Raw genomic sequence first — 16,093 nt, 5'->3', positions numbered from 1 at the left:
CTTTGGCTGTGTCCAAGTCTGATTCAAAATATTCATTTGCCGTAGTTTCTGCGCTTTACTTATCTATCGCAGTAAGCTCCGGCTTTTTTCTTTTCTTAAAGTTTACGGATCAGCTCAACCTCTGGTATGTGCTTATTGCCTTTGTTTCGGTATGGCTTGTTGGGATCATTGTAGTAGAACTGCGGACGAGAAAGTTCATCCTGCGTCAGATCAAAAACATCTATGACGAGGTAAATTCGCTAGAAGAGACCACCTTAGAAAACGACAGCATTACAACAGATCTCGCCACCTTTTCCAAAAGCGTGGAACGCTTTACACGCGAGAAGCGTTTAGAGATCGAAGCCATGCAGATCCGAGAGAATTACAGAAAGGAATTCATGGGTAATGTTTCTCACGAACTCAAAACACCGCTGTTTACAGTTCAAAGTTATATCCTGACCTTGTTGGATGGTGCTTTGAAGGACAAAAGCGTTCGCAAAAAGTATTTGGAACGCGCCAGCAAAGGGGTAGAACGACTCATTGTAATTGTACAAGACTTGGATATGATCTCAAAATTAGAGGTGGGAGATTTAAACTTGCACAAAGAGAATTTTGACATCATAGAGCTCTTGCAGAACGTATTTGATCTCTTTGAGATGCGCGCTCAGAAAAAAGGAATCACCCTAACTTTTGACACTCAATATGCTAAACCGATCATGGTCTATGCAGATCGAGAGCGCATCCAACAGGTAATAACAAATCTGATTGTAAACTCCATTAAATACGGTCAGCAAGACGGTACCACAGAGGTAAGTGTGGAGGATCTCATCCAGAATAAGGTGATTATTCGAGTGACGGACAACGGTGAAGGGATCGAACAAGAAAATCTCACCAGACTCTTTGAACGCTTCTTTAGGGTGGACAAAAGTGGTTCTCGAAAAGAAGGTGGCTCCGGACTCGGTTTGGCTATTGTAAAACACATTTTAGAAGCCCATGGAGAAAAGATCTACGTAGAAAGTGAGTTGGGTGTGGGTTCTGAATTCTCCTTTACCCTAGAAATGAGCGAATAGCTCCTTGAGGTCCACGGTCTCATGTCCTAAACGCAATCCTGAGTACAAAGGTACTTTTCCCAAAGCCTGCAAATTAAAACGATGCTGCGTGACATATGGCACCAAGCCTTGGGCAGATAATTTTTTCGCCAAATATTCCTGTTCGTATTGGCCTGGTGTTGGAATGAATAATGCTTTCTTTTCCAAGGCTGCAAGATCCATGATCGTGGTATAGCCTGATCTTGAAATTACTAGCTCGCTGCTGTTTATGGTCGCTTCTAGTTCGTTGGAGGTCATAAAGCTCACTACTTCTATATTTCCCTGTTTGTAGCGAGTTTGCGGTTGATCTGTTTTTCCTAAAACACACAAAACTCTCTTGTCAGTATCTGCAAAGGATTCAAGCAGTATTTCTTCTAAGAGAGTGCGTTGAGGTTCTGGTCCTGACAGTAAAATGAGGTAATCATAGATGACGGGAACCTCCTTTTTTTCAAAGCGACTCAGGGCCCCAATATAGGTCGTGTTTTTGGGTGGCTTCGCCGGATGTCCTAATCTTCCTGAAAGATTGGGTTTGGCTTTGTGATCTGGTACCCAACAGGCATCAAATCGTTTGATGATCTGCTTGTGAAGCTTAGAGCTGATCCCGGTAGTGGTACCGCTTAACACTTCCAATTGATGCGTGATAAAAACCGAATACACCTTTTTACTTCGCACTCCTAAACGATTGTCTGAGATGATCCCATCCACCAAGCCTTCAGAAACCCATTGATCTACAAGCTTGCGTTCTTGTTTTGCTGCTTTGAGCATACGTGGACTTTGCAAAAGCATTTGCGCTTTAAAAAGGTGCTTCTTTTTGGAGTAGCTAATGTTGTATCCGGGGAGTTCTTTAAAAGGAAGGTCTGGAAACTCCTCTTTAAGCAAGGACAGCGCAACTCCGTCACTCGCGATCAAAACATTGTAATTGCTTTCTAAAAGTGCTTTAATGATAGGTATGCAGCGCGTGGCGTGACCTAATCCCCAGTTCAGGGGTGCAACTAGTATGGTTTTGTTTGGTTTCATTGGGGGTAATAATGTGCAAAAATAGCAATATGGAGGCGGATTTTATTTCCTTAATTTTACCAAAAATTAAAATTCATTGGGCAGCAAGAATAAACTGAAACGATTCCGGGAGAACGAAACCTTTGAAAACGTGATCCAACCCACCCGAGAAGAGGTCATCAACGACAGCTTAAAACTCAAGGGAAATTGGAATTCAAAGGTCTTTAAAAACGACAAGCCTTTGGTGCTGGAGCTGGGTTGTGGTAAGGGCGAATACAGTGTGGGTCTAGCACAAGCCAATCCAGACAAGAACTTTATTGGGATCGATATTAAAGGTGCTCGTTTTTGGAGAGGTGCTAAAACAGCCTTAGAAGAAGGTTTGCCCAATGTTCGTTTTTTGCGGACTCAGATCGAATTGATCAATTACCTATTTGATACCGATGAGGTCTCCGAGATCTGGATCACTTTTCCAGATCCACAGCTCAAATACAAGCGCACCAAACACCGCATGACTAATCCAGAATTCTTGGATAAATACCGTAAGATTCTTGGAAATCCTGGATTCTTGCACCTAAAAACCGATTCGGAATTCATGCATGGCTATACCCTAGGTTTACTCCAAGGAATAGGGGCAGATATCGTTTATGCCCATCACGATGTTTACGGCAATGAATACACTCCTAAGGAAGTCACCGCCATTCAAACCTATTACGAGAAGCAGTATTTGGAGCAGGGCAAAAAGATTACTTACCTCAAATGTCATTTGGGGGAATAATTTTTTATCTTCCCTGATGTAAAGAAGCTGTATGGGGCTATTTCCACATTTGATCTTTGGTTTTGTCGCGGCCTTTATTGGCGTGATTCCTCCTGGTTTATTGAACATTTCTGCGGCTAAGATCAGCATGCATGAAGGGCGCAAAAGTGCAGCCACCTTTGCAGTTGGTGTTGGAATTACCGTTTTGATCCAGACTTATATAGCACTCTTATTTGCACGCTATTTGGAGATGCATCCCGAGATCATTCAGCTCTTGCGCCAAATTGGTTTAGGCATCTTTATTTGCTTGACGATCTATTTCTTTTTTATTGCTAAAGATTCCAGAAGAAAACCGGCGGACGAGGTCACTAAAACTGGCAAGAATCGCTTCTTTTTGGGGATGCTTTTGGCGGCTTTGAATCTGTTGCCGCTGCCGTATTGGGTCTATATCAGCATTACTTTTAATGCCTTCGGATGGTTTGAGTTCAGCCCGAATGCAATTTTGCTTTGTGTGATCGGATCGGTTTTAGGGACTTTAGCCATGCTGGGTATTTACATACAATTCTTTAAACACCTCAAGAAAAAGCAAGGGGCATCTAAAGTAAATATGAACTACGTTATTGGAGGTATTACTGGGATTGTCTCCATATTGACCTTGATTAAAATCCTAAACAATCTCTAATGAGTGAAGCTTCTTTTTTTGATCGAGTCTACGATGTGGTGCGTCAAATTCCAGACGGTCGTGTGACCAGTTATGGTGCTATTGCTAAGTACCTCGCAGCTCCGCGCAGTGCGCGTATGGTGGGATGGGCCATGAATGCTTCTCATGGGAAAGATGTTCCGGCGCATCGCGTGGTGAATCGGAAAGGCTTACTCACCGGGAAACATCATTTTCAAGGAACCAATTTGATGCAACAACTTTTGGAGAATGAAGGCGTTGTGATCATTGACAATCAGATTCAAGAACTCGAGAAGCACTTTTGGGATCCGCAGCAAGAGTTACCTCCTCCCTTTTAGGGCACTATTCAAAGCCCTGATTTTCACATCAATCATTTTGATGACGGCCTTTTATTTTATGGGCCTTTAGTGGTATCTTTGTATTACAGAAAGTTTCTAAAAACGGAACTGTTTCATGAAGATAAAAAAACAAGACGTACTGGATGCCTTAGCAACAATTTCTGTTGCGGGTGCCGGTCAAAATATGGTAGAGAGCGGAGCAGTCAAAAACGTGATTGTCTTTGCAGATGAGGTCGTTGTTGATTTACTGCTCACCACACCTGCCATGCATATAAAGAAGCGCGCTGAGGCAGACGTGATCAAAACCATTCAGGAAAAGGTCAGTGCAGACGCCAAGGTGCAAGTGAATATTAAGGTTGAGGCTCCGGTGCAAACCCAAAAGCCCAATTTGATCAAAGGAAAACCAATTCCGGGAATTCAGAACATCGTTGCGGTGGCTTCCGGAAAAGGTGGAGTTGGAAAATCTACTGTAACAGCTAATATCGCTGTAAGCCTGCAAAAAATGGGCTTTAAGGTGGGTATTTTAGATGCAGATATCTACGGACCTTCTATTCCCATTATGTTTGATGTGGCTGAAGAGCGTCCGCTTTCTGTCAATGTAGATGGTAAGAGTAAAATGCGCCCCGTAGAGAGTTATGGCGTGAAGATCCTTTCTATTGGGTTCTTTACGCAGCCTAATCAAGCGGTGATCTGGAGAGGTCCTATGGCCGCCAAAGCACTCAATCAATTGATCTTTGATGCAGCTTGGGGTGATCTGGATTTTATGCTGATTGATCTTCCTCCGGGAACGGGAGACATTCACTTGAGTATTATGCAGAGTTTGCCTATCACTGGTGCTGTGGTAGTAAGTACGCCACAAAATGTCGCTCTAGCAGATGCTCGCAAAGGGGTGGCTATGTTCCAACAGGAAAATATCGACGTTCCCGTATTGGGAATCGTTGAAAATATGGCCTATTTCACTCCGGCAGAACTACCTGATAACAAATACTATATCTTTGGAGATTCTGGAGCTAAGCATTTAGCAGAGGACTTGGATGTACCTCTATTGGGAGAAATTCCTTTGGTACAAGGCATCAGAGAAGCTGGAGATGTTGGACGCCCTGCGGCCCTACAGGCAGAAACAGCAACAGAGCAGGCTTTTGAGGCGCTTACCCGAAATGTGGTAGAGCAGACTGTAAAGCGCAATGAAAGTTTACCGCCAACTGAGGCGATTAAGATTACGACTATGGCTGGATGTTCAGCTGTAAACAAATAAAAATGACACAAGCAGAGGTAAAACAGAATGTAGAAAAGGCTTTGGATGAGATCCGTCCTTTTCTGGTAAGTGATGGAGGAGATATCTCCTTGATCGAAATTGCAGACGATATCGTTACTGTGAAGCTTCACGGAAACTGTGTGGCCTGTAGTGTGAACCAAATGACCTTGAAAAGCGGCGTAGAAATGACCATCAAAAAGTACGTGCCGCAAATACAAAAAGTGGTAAACATCGATTAAAATGATAAGGGTCATGGCCTGAGTGTCTTTTGCCCTTTAAATTTGACCGCCAGAAGTAGCACATTCGATTTATGATAAAAACCGATATACTGATCATAGGAGCCGGCCCCACCGGATTGTTCGCAGTTTTTGAGGCGGGTTTGCTCAAGCTAAAGTGTCACTTGATAGATGCACTGCCACAACCTGGCGGACAATGTGCAGAGATCTATCCCAAAAAACCCATCTACGACATTCCTGCTTTTCCGGAAGTACTCGCTGGAGACTTAGTAGATAATTTGATGAAGCAGATCGAGCCGTTTCAGCCTGGATTTACATTAGGTGAGCGCGCCGATACCATTGAAAAGCAAGAAGATGGAAGCTTCATTGTAACGACAAACAAGGGCACCAAACACCATGCGCCCATTGTTGCAATTGCTGGTGGTTTGGGAAGTTTTGAGCCTCGTAAACCTATCTTGGAAGGTTTAGAGACCTTTGAGGATAACGGCATTGCCTATATCATTCGCGATCCTGAGGTGTATCGAGATAAAAAAGTATTGATCGCTGGTGGAGGAGACTCTGCTTTGGATTGGAGTATTTTTCTAACAGATGTAGCTTCTGAGGTGACCTTGGTTCACCGCCGTAATGAATTCCGAGGCGCTTTGGATTCTGTAGAGAAAGTACAGGAATTGAAGAACCAAGGGAAGATCAAGCTCATCACTCCTGCAGAGGTAACTGCCTTACACGGTACGGAGACGCTAGAAGCGGTGACCGTGACCAATTCCAGTACAAAAGAAGAAACCAAGATTGACATTGACAATTTCATCCCGCTATTTGGGTTGTCTCCTAAATTAGGGCCAATTGCCAATTGGGGCTTGGAGATTGAAAAGAATGCCATCAAAGTAGATAACTCTTTAGACTATCAAACCAATATTCCAGGCATCTATGCTATTGGTGATGTCAACACCTATCCCGGAAAACTCAAATTGATCCTTTGTGGTTTCCATGAAGCCACCTTGATGTGTCAAAGCGCTTACAAACGCATCTTCCCAGATAAGCGTTATGTGATGAAATACACGACGGTAGGAGGAGTTGAAGGTTTTGATGGTACCAAAAAAGAAGCGCCAAAGGCAGTCGTAAAAGCGATTGAATAACATCATGAGTGATATTACTCTTCATATTACCGATCGTGATGGAACCACGCATGAAGTGCAGGCTCCAACGGATATGAACATGAACCTTATGGAAGTGGTCAGATCTTATGAGCTCGCTCCAGAAGGAACTATTGGTATTTGTGGAGGAATGGCCATGTGTGCCTCTTGTCAGTGTTATATTGAGAGTGATCACGAGCTTTCAGAAATGGGTGACGATGAAGACGCCATGCTGGGTCAAGCCTATTTTGTGCAAGACAACAGCCGTTTGGGCTGTCAGCTGCATATTCATCCTGATATGGACGGTTTGGCGGTGACTTTAGCTCCTGAAGAGCCTTAGGCTTTCATATAATCTGTAAGTTTTTGCGGACCTTCTAGCAATACCCTTTCAATTTTTAATACGCCGGTTTCATCTGTGGCAAGTTGCCATTTGATGAGCGATATGCTCCCGTTTTCAATCTCAATTCCTGTAATACTGCGTGGGTGCACGCAGCTGCCGTCATTGAAGTAGGGCGTCTCGCCAGGTTCTGGAAATCTGGGTCTGTGGGTGTGTCCGCAAATGGTCATTAAATTGTCCTTTTCACGAATCCATTTTTTGGTGCGCTTTTCTACTTTGATCAGCTCCTTGTAATTTTTTGCTGGACTCGTTGGGTCATAAATACCAACCACTTGCAAAGGCTTCCAAAGCACACGAACCAAGAAGCGACCCCATTTCCAAAACAGATAATTCCACCAATCGGCTTGATGTCCATGGGCCATAAAGATCTCCTGCCCTGTAGTCTCATGTTTTAGAATGATGGCTTCGTGATAAGTGATCCCAGGGAACAAAGGCACTTCCTCTCCGGTTTTAGGATCAAAATAGTGGGAGAGGTGCTTTTCTACATAACTCTTGTTCTTGTAGACCATGTCGTGGTTCCCATAAATCGGGTGGAAACGACACTCCTTGTGCATTTCTTTGAGCAGTTTATAGACGTTGGTGTGGGCAGGATAGATGTCCTCAAACTGTCGGTTCTCCCAAAGCTCATCGCCATCACCTAATTCACAATAGCTGAATCCACTTTTGTAGTAGTGTTTCATGGCATGGAAATACATATGCCTGTTACGTGCAAAATCGTCTGCAAAACTATTGTCTCCACGGTGGCAATCGCTAAATAGAATGAATTTGGAAGTATCGTCAAAAGGAATGACTAGAGCATTCTTGTAGGCGCGATCAAATCGGGTTTTGGTAGACATAGTTTTTTTCTCTCGAATAAATATCCACAAAAAAACCGAGGAATTAAAAACTCCTCGGTCTCGATATATTAAAGTCGCTTCTTTTTTATTTGAAAGCGTTCTCTCCGGTAATGTCTAAACCAGTGATCAATAGGTGGATGTCGTGTGTTCCTTCATAAGTGATCACACTCTCCAAGTTCATGGAGTGACGCATGATGCTGTACTCTCCAGTGATACCCATTCCACCGAGCATTTGACGTGCTTCTCGTGCAATATTGATGGCCATGTCCACATTGTTTCTTTTCGCCATAGAGATCTGGGCAGAAGTAGCTCTTCCTTCATTTCTCAAAACACCTAGACGCCACGTTAAAAGTTGTGCTTTGGTGATCTCAGTGATCATTTCTGCTAGTTTCTTTTGTTGCAATTGGAAAGCGGCAATTGGCTTCCCGAATTGAATGCGCTCTTTGGAATAACGAAGCGCCGTGTCATAACAATCCATTGCAGCTCCAATAGCGCCCCAAGCGATTCCGTAACGCGCAGAGTCCAAACATCCAAGTGGTGCTCCAAGTCCTGTTTTGTTTGGCAACAGGTTTTCTTTAGGCACTTTTACGTTGTCAAAGATCAATTCTCCGGTAGCACTGGCTCTTAGAGACCATTTGTTGTGCGTTTCTGGAGTACTGAACCCTTCCATACCACGCTCTACGATCAATCCGTGGATGCGGCCTTCTTCATTCTTAGCCCAAACTACAGCTACATCTGCAAAAGGAGCATTAGAGATCCACATTTTAGCTCCGTTGAGCAGGTAGTGGTCTCCCATGTCTTTATAGTTGGTGGTCATGCCGCCTGGGTTGGAACCGTGATCTGGCTCAGTCAATCCAAAACAGCCCATGAATTCTCCCGAGGCCAATTTTGGCAAATACTTTTTGCGTTGCTCCTCTGTTCCGTATTTGAAGATCGGATACATCACCAGTGATGATTGAACAGATGCCGTAGAGCGTACTCCACTATCACCGCGTTCGATCTCCTGCATGATCAAACCGTAAGAGATCTGATCCAAGCCGGCTCCGCCGTATTCTTCAGGAATATAAGGGCCAAAGGCTCCAATTTCTGCCAAACCGCCAATGATCTGGTTTGGGAACTCAGCGCGCTGAGCGTAATCCTCAATAATTGGTGAAACATCGCGCTTAACCCACTCGCGGGCCGCGTCACGTACAAGCTTGTGCTCTTCCGTTAATAAATCGTCGATTTGATAATAATCCGGAGCTTCAAAAAGATCGGGCTTCATTGCTTTGAATTTGGTTGTGCCAAAGTTAATTATTGCCCCGCAGAAGCGAAAAGGATTTCGATAAAAATTAAGAGGCTAAAATTGAGTTATTTCCGAGAGAGAAAATCAGCCAACAAACGGTGAAAATGATGAACTCCTTGTTCTCTTGTTGGAGAGAAACGACCGGCTTTGTAGAATTTAGATCTCAGGCCGTTGTGGACGTTTTCAACCACAAATTCGTCTTCGCGTTCTACTTTTTCCAATTCGGCTCCAGCACCTTTATTGAGTTTTGATGGATCCCAAACATAGCTGATAAAGGAGACCTTGGTTCTGTTGTCACTAATAGGTTTTACCACATTTACCGAACAGCCCCAAGGATAAAAGTTGAACATCATATTAGGAAATACCCAGTAATAGTAGGCTGCCACCTTTTTACCGTGATCTATGTGTCCTTCAGGCAGATCAAAGACCTCTGTAGCTTCATCCGTATAGCCGATCTGTAAGTTGCAATGTTCGTAACAAATGGTTTTATAAGTTCCGTAGTCCAACACTTCATTGAGTCCCTGATGTACAAAGGGAATATGAAATCCTTCTAGGTAATTGTCACAGTACAAGGCCCAGTGTGCGTGTACTAAAAAGTCTTTGGATAGGGTGGGGTCAAACTTGAATTCGTTCAGCGGCAAAAATCCAACCCGTTCATTCATGACATCGATAACATCTTGAATGTCAAAGCTAGGATCCAATCCTCCAAATAAAAAGGGTCCCCATTGCTTGAGTGGAAAACGATGCAGATTGTCACAGGGTCTGGGGAAGTCTTCCGTCTGCTCAAATTCTGGCATATGCTCAAAATTCCCGCCCAGATCAAATCGGCGTCCGTGATAAAAACAGCTTAGCTTTTTGGCTTTACCAGGATGCAATGCTACCAGGTTGCCCCGATGCGTGCATACATTGCTCAGCAAATGAAGTTCTTCATTGCCGTCTTTGGTCAGCACCATGGGTTCGGTCAAGAAGCCATCCAATAGCACAAAAGGATAAACCGACTGTGGCAAGGCAACCAAGGAAGTGTCCCCTAACCATTGCCAGCCTTTATAAAAGACCTGTTCTTTTAAAGCCTCAAAAACCGCCGGATCCTTATAAAAGGATGCGGGCAGCGTTTCTGCTTTTCTTATATCCGGATCTACGTGAAAATTAAATGCCACAATTGTGTATCTTGACCTTTATACGCTCTAATGTAAGGATTTAAAAGCAACTGCCCTTAGCGCATATTCTCTATGGCCTCATCTTCCCAAAAAATTGGATTGATAACAACTACTGCTTTAGTGGTGGGTAATATGATCGGATCTGGCATATTTGTCCTGCCGGCTACCCTTGCCAAATACGGCAGCATTAGTTTGTTGGGTTGGATCTTTACAGCAGCTGGAGCTTTAGTTTTAGCCAAGATCTTTGCCAACCTGAGTAAAATAGTTCACAACAAGAGTGGTGGACCTTATGTTTTTGCGCGGGCCGGATTCGGAGATTTTATTGGCTTTTTGGTCGCTTGGGGGTATTGGATATCTGTTTGGGTGGTCAATGCTGGAATCGCCGTTGCGATTATTGGAGCGCTGTCAGTATTCTTTCCTTCTTTAGAAGACAATGCGATGGTTTCTGTGACGATTGGATTGGCTTTTATCTGGTTTTTTACTTGGGTCAATATAAGAGGGATCAAGCTCTCGGGTAAGTTTGCAGTCATCACTACAGCATTTAAACTCTTGCCTTTGGTCTCTATAATTCTGGTTGGTATTTTCTTTTTTGATGCCGACAATTTTCCTGCTTTTAACAGCTCTGCAGCAAGTGATTTTGATGCCTTTTCTGCTGTGGCTACCTTAACACTTTTCGCCTTTTTAGGCATAGAGACCGCAACGATACCTGCGGAGAATATCAAGCAGCCGCAGAAGACCATCTCTAGAGCAACCATGCTGGGAACTGTCATAGCAACTTTGGTCTACGTACTTAGTACGGTAGTTTTATTTGGTCTGTTGCCTGTGGAGCAATTGGCCAGTTCTCCTGCGCCTTTCGCTGAAGCTGGAGCCGTCATTGCAGGAACCAATGGGTCTTACTTCATTGCTGCTGGAGCCTTAGTGGCGGCCATTGGAGCCTTGAATGGTTGGACATTGGTAGTAGGTCAATTGCCCATGGCTATGGCTAGAGATCAAGTGTTTCCCGCGAGTTTTGCGCTCAAAAACAAACAAGATGCTCCTTTCTTGGGACTGCTCTTAGGAGGAATTTTGAGCTCTGGAATTATGCTGATGAATTTCACAGACTCCTTAGTGGACCAGTTTGAATTCATCGCCTTGTTGACCACACTGTGCTGTCTAGTGCCTTATCTGTTTGTAGCGGCCGCCTATGTATTGATCACTCGTGAAAAAGGGGTATTCAGCAATCGGAAGGTTCAGATTACCGCCTTGTCCGCGCTTGGAGTAATCTATTCCATTTGGGCTATTTATGGCTCCGGAGCAGAAACGGTCCTTTACGGAACGTTTTTGCTATTTGCCGGTTTGCCGCTCTTTGCCTGGATGAAATATCAGCAAAAACGCAAACGCTAGGGTTACATTTTGAGGTAGAAATCTTGGACTAATTCTGTGTACTGCGGAGTGTATTGATGCCTTGCTGTTTCAATGATCAGAGTTTGAGTTTCCAATTTCTGCTCCTTTTTAGAGAATTGAAGTAAACTTCTTTTTGCAGCAACTTCCGGCCGACCTTTAACGTCACAACGTCTAAATGGGAACAAGCCTACCTGCTCAGCAAGCTCGATAAACTCATCTGCAGCATCATAAGGGACAATCACTGCCAAGCTTCCATTTTCAGCTAAGAGTTTGGCTGCACAGACTACTAAATGCTCAAAAGGCAAAGCATCTTCAAAACGTGCCTGATCACGCTGGGAATCTCCTGATTTGAAATCTGCGGTATAGAAAGGTGGATTGCTTACCAGAAGTTCATATTCATCGTCGATCTCTTGAGCAAACTCTAACAAACCGGCGTGATAGCAAAACAATCGGTCTGCCCAAGGGGAAGCTTCAAAGTTCTCTGTACACTGCTCATAAGCTTCTGCGTCAATCTCAAGAGCATCAATGGTCATAGCTGCGGAGCGCTGGGCCATTTGCAAGGCGATGACTCCTGTTCCGGCTCCGATGTCTAAAATGGTATCCACCTCTGGATCTATCTGTGCCCAAGCTCCTAAAAGCACGCCATCGGTTCCAATTTTCATGGCCGCACGGTCTTGAGCTACGCTAAAATGTTTGAATTGGAAGGGTTGCATCAGCCTTCTAAATAAAGATCGATGAGCCCAGGAGGAGTCTCCAAAAGAATAAATTGCTGCTCACGGTTCACTTCCTTAATAAAGGTGTCGTTGATTGGTATCAAAACCTCTGTGCCATCAGCGTCAATAATAAAAAGATCCTGAGCCGTTTGGTCATTCACCGCGGTGATCTTTCCAACTTCGCCGTGGTTCATGTCTTTAATAGTAAAACCAATGATCTCGTGGAAATAGAATTTATTGCCCTCAAGTGGTGGAAGTAAGTCCAATGGAAGGTATAGCTCGCATCCTAAGAGTGCATCAGCTTCCTCTTCACTATAACAGTCTTCAAATTGAATGCGCAGCATTCTGGATTTATGCAAACTGATGGACTCAATAAAAAATGGAACCAGATTGTGGTTAATTTCCACAAATACTGATTCCATTTGAGTATACGTTTCGGGTTCGTCGGTGTCTAAAGTGACTAAGAGCTCGCCCTTAAAACTGTATTTTTTTACGATTTTACCGAGAAAGAAGCAGTCTTCCTTGTGCATCTCGTAAAATTAAGAAGGTTTACTCTTCTTCTTTAGCAGCGTCGGCTTCTGCAGCAGCCTCTTCGGCAGCTTCTTCACCTTCTACTTCTGCAGAGGCAGCAATACGAGCTTCGTTCACTGCTTTTTCAGCAGCAAGTGCTTCTGCTTTGGCTTTTGCCTTAGCGTCTGCAATGTTAGCTTCCTTCTGGCTTACAGCTTTTGCTTTTTCTTCCAACCAAGCGTTGAATTTAGCTTCTGCTTGCTCTTCAGTCAAAGCGCCTTTAGTTACACCACCCATAAGGTGATTCTTAAGCATAGCGCCTTTGTAAGAAAGAATAGCACGTGCCGTATCGGTTGGTTGAGCACCGTTCTGCAACCACTGTACAGCTCCATCAACATTAAGGTTGATCTCTGCAGGGTTTACATTAGGGTTGTAAGTTCCCAACTTCTCCAAAAAACGTCCGTCTCTTTTTGCGCGAGAATCCGCGGCTACGATCCAGTAAAAAGGCTTTCCTTTCTTACCGTGTCTCTGTAATCTGATTTTAACAGGCATAAAAATTAATTTTTGAGGTTCACGACCTCGGTTAAAATTAAGGGCGCAAAGATAGGATAAATTTTAGTTGAAACTCAAGAGATTATATTTTTTCTTTTACATTTGTGCAAATGCTAAAAACGCCTACTATGCAAAGGATTGCCCTATTCGCCCTGCTGGTTTTCGCTCTTTTTTCATGTGAAGACGTACAGGACAACAATGCCATCATCCAAGGAAATGCCAATGACGTCTTTTTAAAAGGAGGAGCAGTTGCTACTCGTTTTGATGACGGAACCGTGGTGATCAATGGATCTTCTGATGGTGAAGAACTCACAATAACCTTGACTTCTGCTGCTGTTGGAACCTATGCTTTTGGTCCTGGAAGCGCGAACGCTGCTTTGTTTACAGACGCTAGTGGAGAGTCATACTCAACCGCGACCTCTTTAGGTAACGGTGAAGCTAATATTTCTGAAAGCAGTTCGACAGACAATACTATTTCAGGTACTTTCAATTTCAATGCGCATACCTTTGCGCTTCAAGACACTTTGAATTTTGCCCGTGGCGTGTTTTTTAAAGTGCCCGTTATTGGCGGGACAGGAACTGTAGATGATCCTAGCTTTTCTCAAGGAATGTCGGCTACCGTTGATGGTGCTTCCTTTGAAGCAGTAACCATTGAAGGGATCAACGTAACAGGAAACATTGTGGTAACCGGAGTGGATGGTACCAGAACCATCAATATGCGATTCCCGAACACCGTAACTCCAGGAGATTATGATTTGGCCCTTGGAGAATTTGAAGCGACTTATGGAATTGATGGAGTGGCTACAGCTGGTACTAGCGGAACATTGACCATCATTTCAAACAATGTGGGAACCGGAGAGATTCAAGGAACTTTCTCTTACTCTGGGGATGCTTTTGAGATCACCGATGAGCCTTTGCAGTCATCTACTAAGAACACCTGACAAACGAATTTGAGGCCCGCTTTTTGCGGGTCTTTTTTTGTCCACAATTTTGGCTTTAGTGTTGATAAGTTCGGCAGCTATTTCAAGGGAAATTGTGTACTTTTAAAATTCACTTTTTGAGCGTTCAAGCAACCTTATGTATTTAATATTTGACACGGAAACCACTGGTCTTCCCAAGCGTTGGGATGCACCTGTAAGTGACTCTGACAACTGGCCAAGAGCCATTCAGATCGCTTGGCAGCTGCACGATGCTATGGGTAATCTCATCGAGCAGAAAGATTATCTGATCAATCCAGAGGGTTTTAATATTCCTTTTGAAGCGGAATCTATTCACGGGATCTCCACGGAATTGGCTACGGCGGACGGCGTGTCTTTAGATCAGGTTCTTGAAGAGTTCAATGACGTTTTGGCACGATCTCAATTTGTGGTTGGGCAGAACGTCGGCTTTGACTTGAACATCATGGGGGCAGAATTCTACCGCAGATCGGTAGATACATCCCTGCTTTCTTTGCCCGTCTTGGACACCTGTACGGAAACCACGGCAGAATTGTGTAAAATACCAGGAGGTCGTGGAGGTAAATTTAAGCTGCCTACATTAACGGAGCTTCACGAACACCTCTTTGGTGATGGATTTGCGGAGGCGCACAACGCTACTGCGGACGTTGAAGCCACCACGCGTTGTTTCTTGGAGTTGTTACGTCAGGGAATTTACAGCACCACTGAGCTCAAGGCTCAGCCGGATTATATTGAAGAGTTCAAAAAGGTCAATCAGTCTCCTATTCAGGTAATTGGCCTGCAGCATGTCAACCTTAAAGAAGCTTCTGCAAAGTTAAGAGCGCAAAAGCAAGAGGAGCAGACCTCCATAAGTACGGAGGAGCAAAATCAGAACATTTCGGCACTCGCTGAGGTGCCTTTTGCTCATCTGCACAACCACAGTCAGTTTTCCGTACTCCAATCCACTGCATCTATTCAAGATCTGGTGAATGCTGCGGCCAAGCATGAGATGAATGCAGTGGCCTTGACCGATCGCGGAAACATGATGGGGGCTTTTCACTTTGTAAGTGCGGTAGAAAAGTTCAACAAATCCTTAGAGGAAGATCAGCAGGATAAAAAGATCAAGCCTATTATTGGGTGTGAATTCTTTGTTTGTGAGGATCGACTGAACAAATCTCAAAAAGACAACGGATATCAGGTGGTCTTTTTGGCTAAGAATAAAGCGGGTTACCACAATCTGGCCAAAATGGCGAGTATTGCCTACACCGAAGGCTTTTATTACGTTCCGCGGATTGATAAGGCCGTGGTGCAACAGTACAAGGACGATCTGATTGTGCTCACAGGAAACCTCTACGGAGAAGTTCCAAACAAATTGCTCAACGTCGGTGAAAAGCAAGCAGAAGAGGCCCTGTTGTGGTGGAAGCAAGAATTTCCGAACGATCTTTATGTTGAAGTGGTTCGTCACGGGCAGGAAGATGAAGATCGCGTGAATCCTGATCTGATTGCTTTGGCGCGCAAACACGATTTGCCTTTGGTTGCTTGTAATGACACCTATTATATCGATCAGGAAGATGCCAATGCGCACGATATCCTCCTTTGTGTAAAGGACGGAGAAAAGCAAGCCACGCCAATTGGTCGTGGTCGTGGTTATCGTTATGGTTTGCCTAATCAGGAGTACTTTTTTAAGGATGCGGAGGCCATGAAATCCCTCTTTGCTGATCTGCCCGAGGCTATTGAAAATGTGGCGAAGATCGTTGATCAAATTGAGCCTTATACCTTGGCTCGTGAGGTATTGCTACCCAAATTTGATATCCCGGAGCAGTTTCAGGTTACTGAAGACGACACGGATGGTGGTAAACGCGGGGAGAAC

18 protein-coding genes are annotated in these 16,093 nt (G+C 44.2%); 11 read left to right on the top strand and 7 right to left on the bottom strand.

The genetic code is table 11. The features are described from left to right. Positions 1-2 precede the first annotated feature (2 nt). Entirely contained in the window at positions 3-1,049 is a 1,047-nt protein-coding gene (locus ACSLP7_RS05460; RefSeq protein WP_435578375.1) for a sensor histidine kinase, read from the top strand. Here ACSLP7_RS05460 and ACSLP7_RS05455 read toward each other — a convergent pair. Further along, positions 1,032-2,084, bottom strand: coding sequence for a glycosyltransferase (locus ACSLP7_RS05455; RefSeq protein ID WP_435578374.1), 1,053 nt, complete (start codon positions 2,082-2,084; stop codon positions 1,032-1,034). The two genes, ACSLP7_RS05460 and ACSLP7_RS05455, sit on opposite strands and share 18 nt — an antisense overlap. 76 nt (positions 2,085-2,160) lie before the next feature. On the opposite strand from ACSLP7_RS05455, the gene trmB reads away from it, so the two are divergent. From trmB to ACSLP7_RS05420, 7 genes are all read left to right on the top strand, one after another. Beyond that, entirely contained in the window at positions 2,161-2,838 is a 678-nt protein-coding gene (trmB, locus tag ACSLP7_RS05450; RefSeq protein ID WP_435578373.1) for a tRNA (guanosine(46)-N7)-methyltransferase TrmB, read from the top strand. Between the two features lie 31 nt (positions 2,839-2,869). Next, on the top strand, positions 2,870-3,499 hold the full coding sequence (locus ACSLP7_RS05445; RefSeq protein WP_435578372.1) for a lysine transporter LysE: 630 nt from the start codon (positions 2,870-2,872) through the stop codon (positions 3,497-3,499). Continuing rightward, complete coding sequence (locus tag ACSLP7_RS05440) at positions 3,499-3,834, top strand: MGMT family protein (protein ID WP_435578371.1); 336 nt, start codon at positions 3,499-3,501, stop codon at positions 3,832-3,834. The genes ACSLP7_RS05445 and ACSLP7_RS05440 overlap by 1 nt, the downstream gene beginning before the upstream one ends. Before the next feature lie 115 nt (positions 3,835-3,949). Then, entirely contained in the window at positions 3,950-5,089 is a 1,140-nt protein-coding gene (locus ACSLP7_RS05435; RefSeq protein WP_435578370.1) for a P-loop NTPase, read from the top strand. A 2-nt stretch (positions 5,090-5,091) separates the two neighbouring features. Continuing rightward, positions 5,092-5,328: a NifU family protein gene (locus tag ACSLP7_RS05430; protein ID WP_272831382.1), complete on the top strand. Its 237-nt coding sequence runs from the start codon at positions 5,092-5,094 to the stop codon at positions 5,326-5,328. A 71-nt stretch (positions 5,329-5,399) separates the two neighbouring features. Next, positions 5,400-6,458, top strand: coding sequence for an NAD(P)/FAD-dependent oxidoreductase (locus ACSLP7_RS05425; RefSeq protein WP_435578369.1), 1,059 nt, complete (start codon positions 5,400-5,402; stop codon positions 6,456-6,458). 4 nt (positions 6,459-6,462) lie between these two features. Then, complete coding sequence (locus tag ACSLP7_RS05420) at positions 6,463-6,795, top strand: ferredoxin (RefSeq protein WP_435578368.1); 333 nt, start codon at positions 6,463-6,465, stop codon at positions 6,793-6,795. Here ACSLP7_RS05420 and ACSLP7_RS05415 read toward each other — a convergent pair. The 3 genes from ACSLP7_RS05415 to ACSLP7_RS05405 all read right to left on the bottom strand — a co-directional run bounded on the left by ACSLP7_RS05415 (position 6,792) and on the right by ACSLP7_RS05405 (position 10,130). After that, a complete protein-coding gene (locus ACSLP7_RS05415) occupies positions 6,792-7,688 on the bottom strand; it encodes a serine/threonine protein phosphatase (protein ID WP_435578367.1) in 897 nt (298 codons plus the stop codon). The two genes, ACSLP7_RS05420 and ACSLP7_RS05415, sit on opposite strands and share 4 nt — an antisense overlap. An 85-nt stretch (positions 7,689-7,773) precedes the next feature. Then, complete coding sequence (locus tag ACSLP7_RS05410; protein ID WP_272831386.1) at positions 7,774-8,952, bottom strand: acyl-CoA dehydrogenase family protein; 1,179 nt, start codon at positions 8,950-8,952, stop codon at positions 7,774-7,776. Between the two features lie 86 nt (positions 8,953-9,038). Continuing rightward, complete coding sequence (locus ACSLP7_RS05405) at positions 9,039-10,130, bottom strand: aromatic ring-hydroxylating oxygenase subunit alpha (RefSeq protein WP_435578366.1); 1,092 nt, start codon at positions 10,128-10,130, stop codon at positions 9,039-9,041. 99 nt (positions 10,131-10,229) lie between these two features. On the opposite strand from ACSLP7_RS05405, the gene ACSLP7_RS05400 reads away from it, so the two are divergent. Continuing rightward, the gene (locus ACSLP7_RS05400; RefSeq protein WP_435578365.1) at positions 10,230-11,513 is read left to right on the top strand and encodes an amino acid permease; all 1,284 of its coding nucleotides are present in this window, start codon (positions 10,230-10,232) and stop codon (positions 11,511-11,513) included. A gap of 2 nt (positions 11,514-11,515) precedes the next feature. Here the strand turns inward: ACSLP7_RS05400 and ACSLP7_RS05395 are convergent, their stop codons facing one another. From ACSLP7_RS05395 to ACSLP7_RS05385, 3 genes are read right to left on the bottom strand one after another with little or no spacing between them, the layout of a single operon-like run. After that, positions 11,516-12,226, bottom strand: a complete 711-nt coding sequence (locus ACSLP7_RS05395) for a tRNA1(Val) (adenine(37)-N6)-methyltransferase (protein WP_435578364.1) — start codon at positions 12,224-12,226, stop codon at positions 11,516-11,518. Beyond that, a complete protein-coding gene (gene rimM, locus ACSLP7_RS05390; RefSeq protein ID WP_435578363.1) occupies positions 12,226-12,756 on the bottom strand; it encodes a ribosome maturation factor RimM in 531 nt (176 codons plus the stop codon). Before rimM ends, ACSLP7_RS05395 begins: the two co-directional genes overlap by 1 nt. Positions 12,757-12,775: 19 nt before the next feature. Further along, positions 12,776-13,288 (bottom strand): 30S ribosomal protein S16, encoded by a 513-nt coding sequence (locus tag ACSLP7_RS05385; RefSeq protein WP_435578362.1) that lies wholly within the window; start codon positions 13,286-13,288, stop codon positions 12,776-12,778. Between the two features lie 128 nt (positions 13,289-13,416). On the opposite strand from ACSLP7_RS05385, the gene ACSLP7_RS05380 reads away from it, so the two are divergent. Both ACSLP7_RS05380 and ACSLP7_RS05375 read left to right on the top strand, forming a co-directional pair. Continuing rightward, complete coding sequence (locus ACSLP7_RS05380; protein ID WP_435578361.1) at positions 13,417-14,229, top strand: DUF6252 family protein; 813 nt, start codon at positions 13,417-13,419, stop codon at positions 14,227-14,229. A gap of 136 nt (positions 14,230-14,365) precedes the next feature. Then, positions 14,366-16,093, top strand: a 1,728-nt coding sequence (locus ACSLP7_RS05375) for a PHP domain-containing protein (RefSeq protein ID WP_435578360.1), incomplete at its 3' end; no start/stop codon positions are given.

Origin of the sequence: Gilvibacter sp. (assembly GCF_965601605.1) — a bacterium.
Lineage (GTDB): Bacteria > Bacteroidota > Bacteroidia > Flavobacteriales > Flavobacteriaceae > Gilvibacter.
This window is presented reverse-complemented; position numbering and strand designations above follow the sequence as displayed.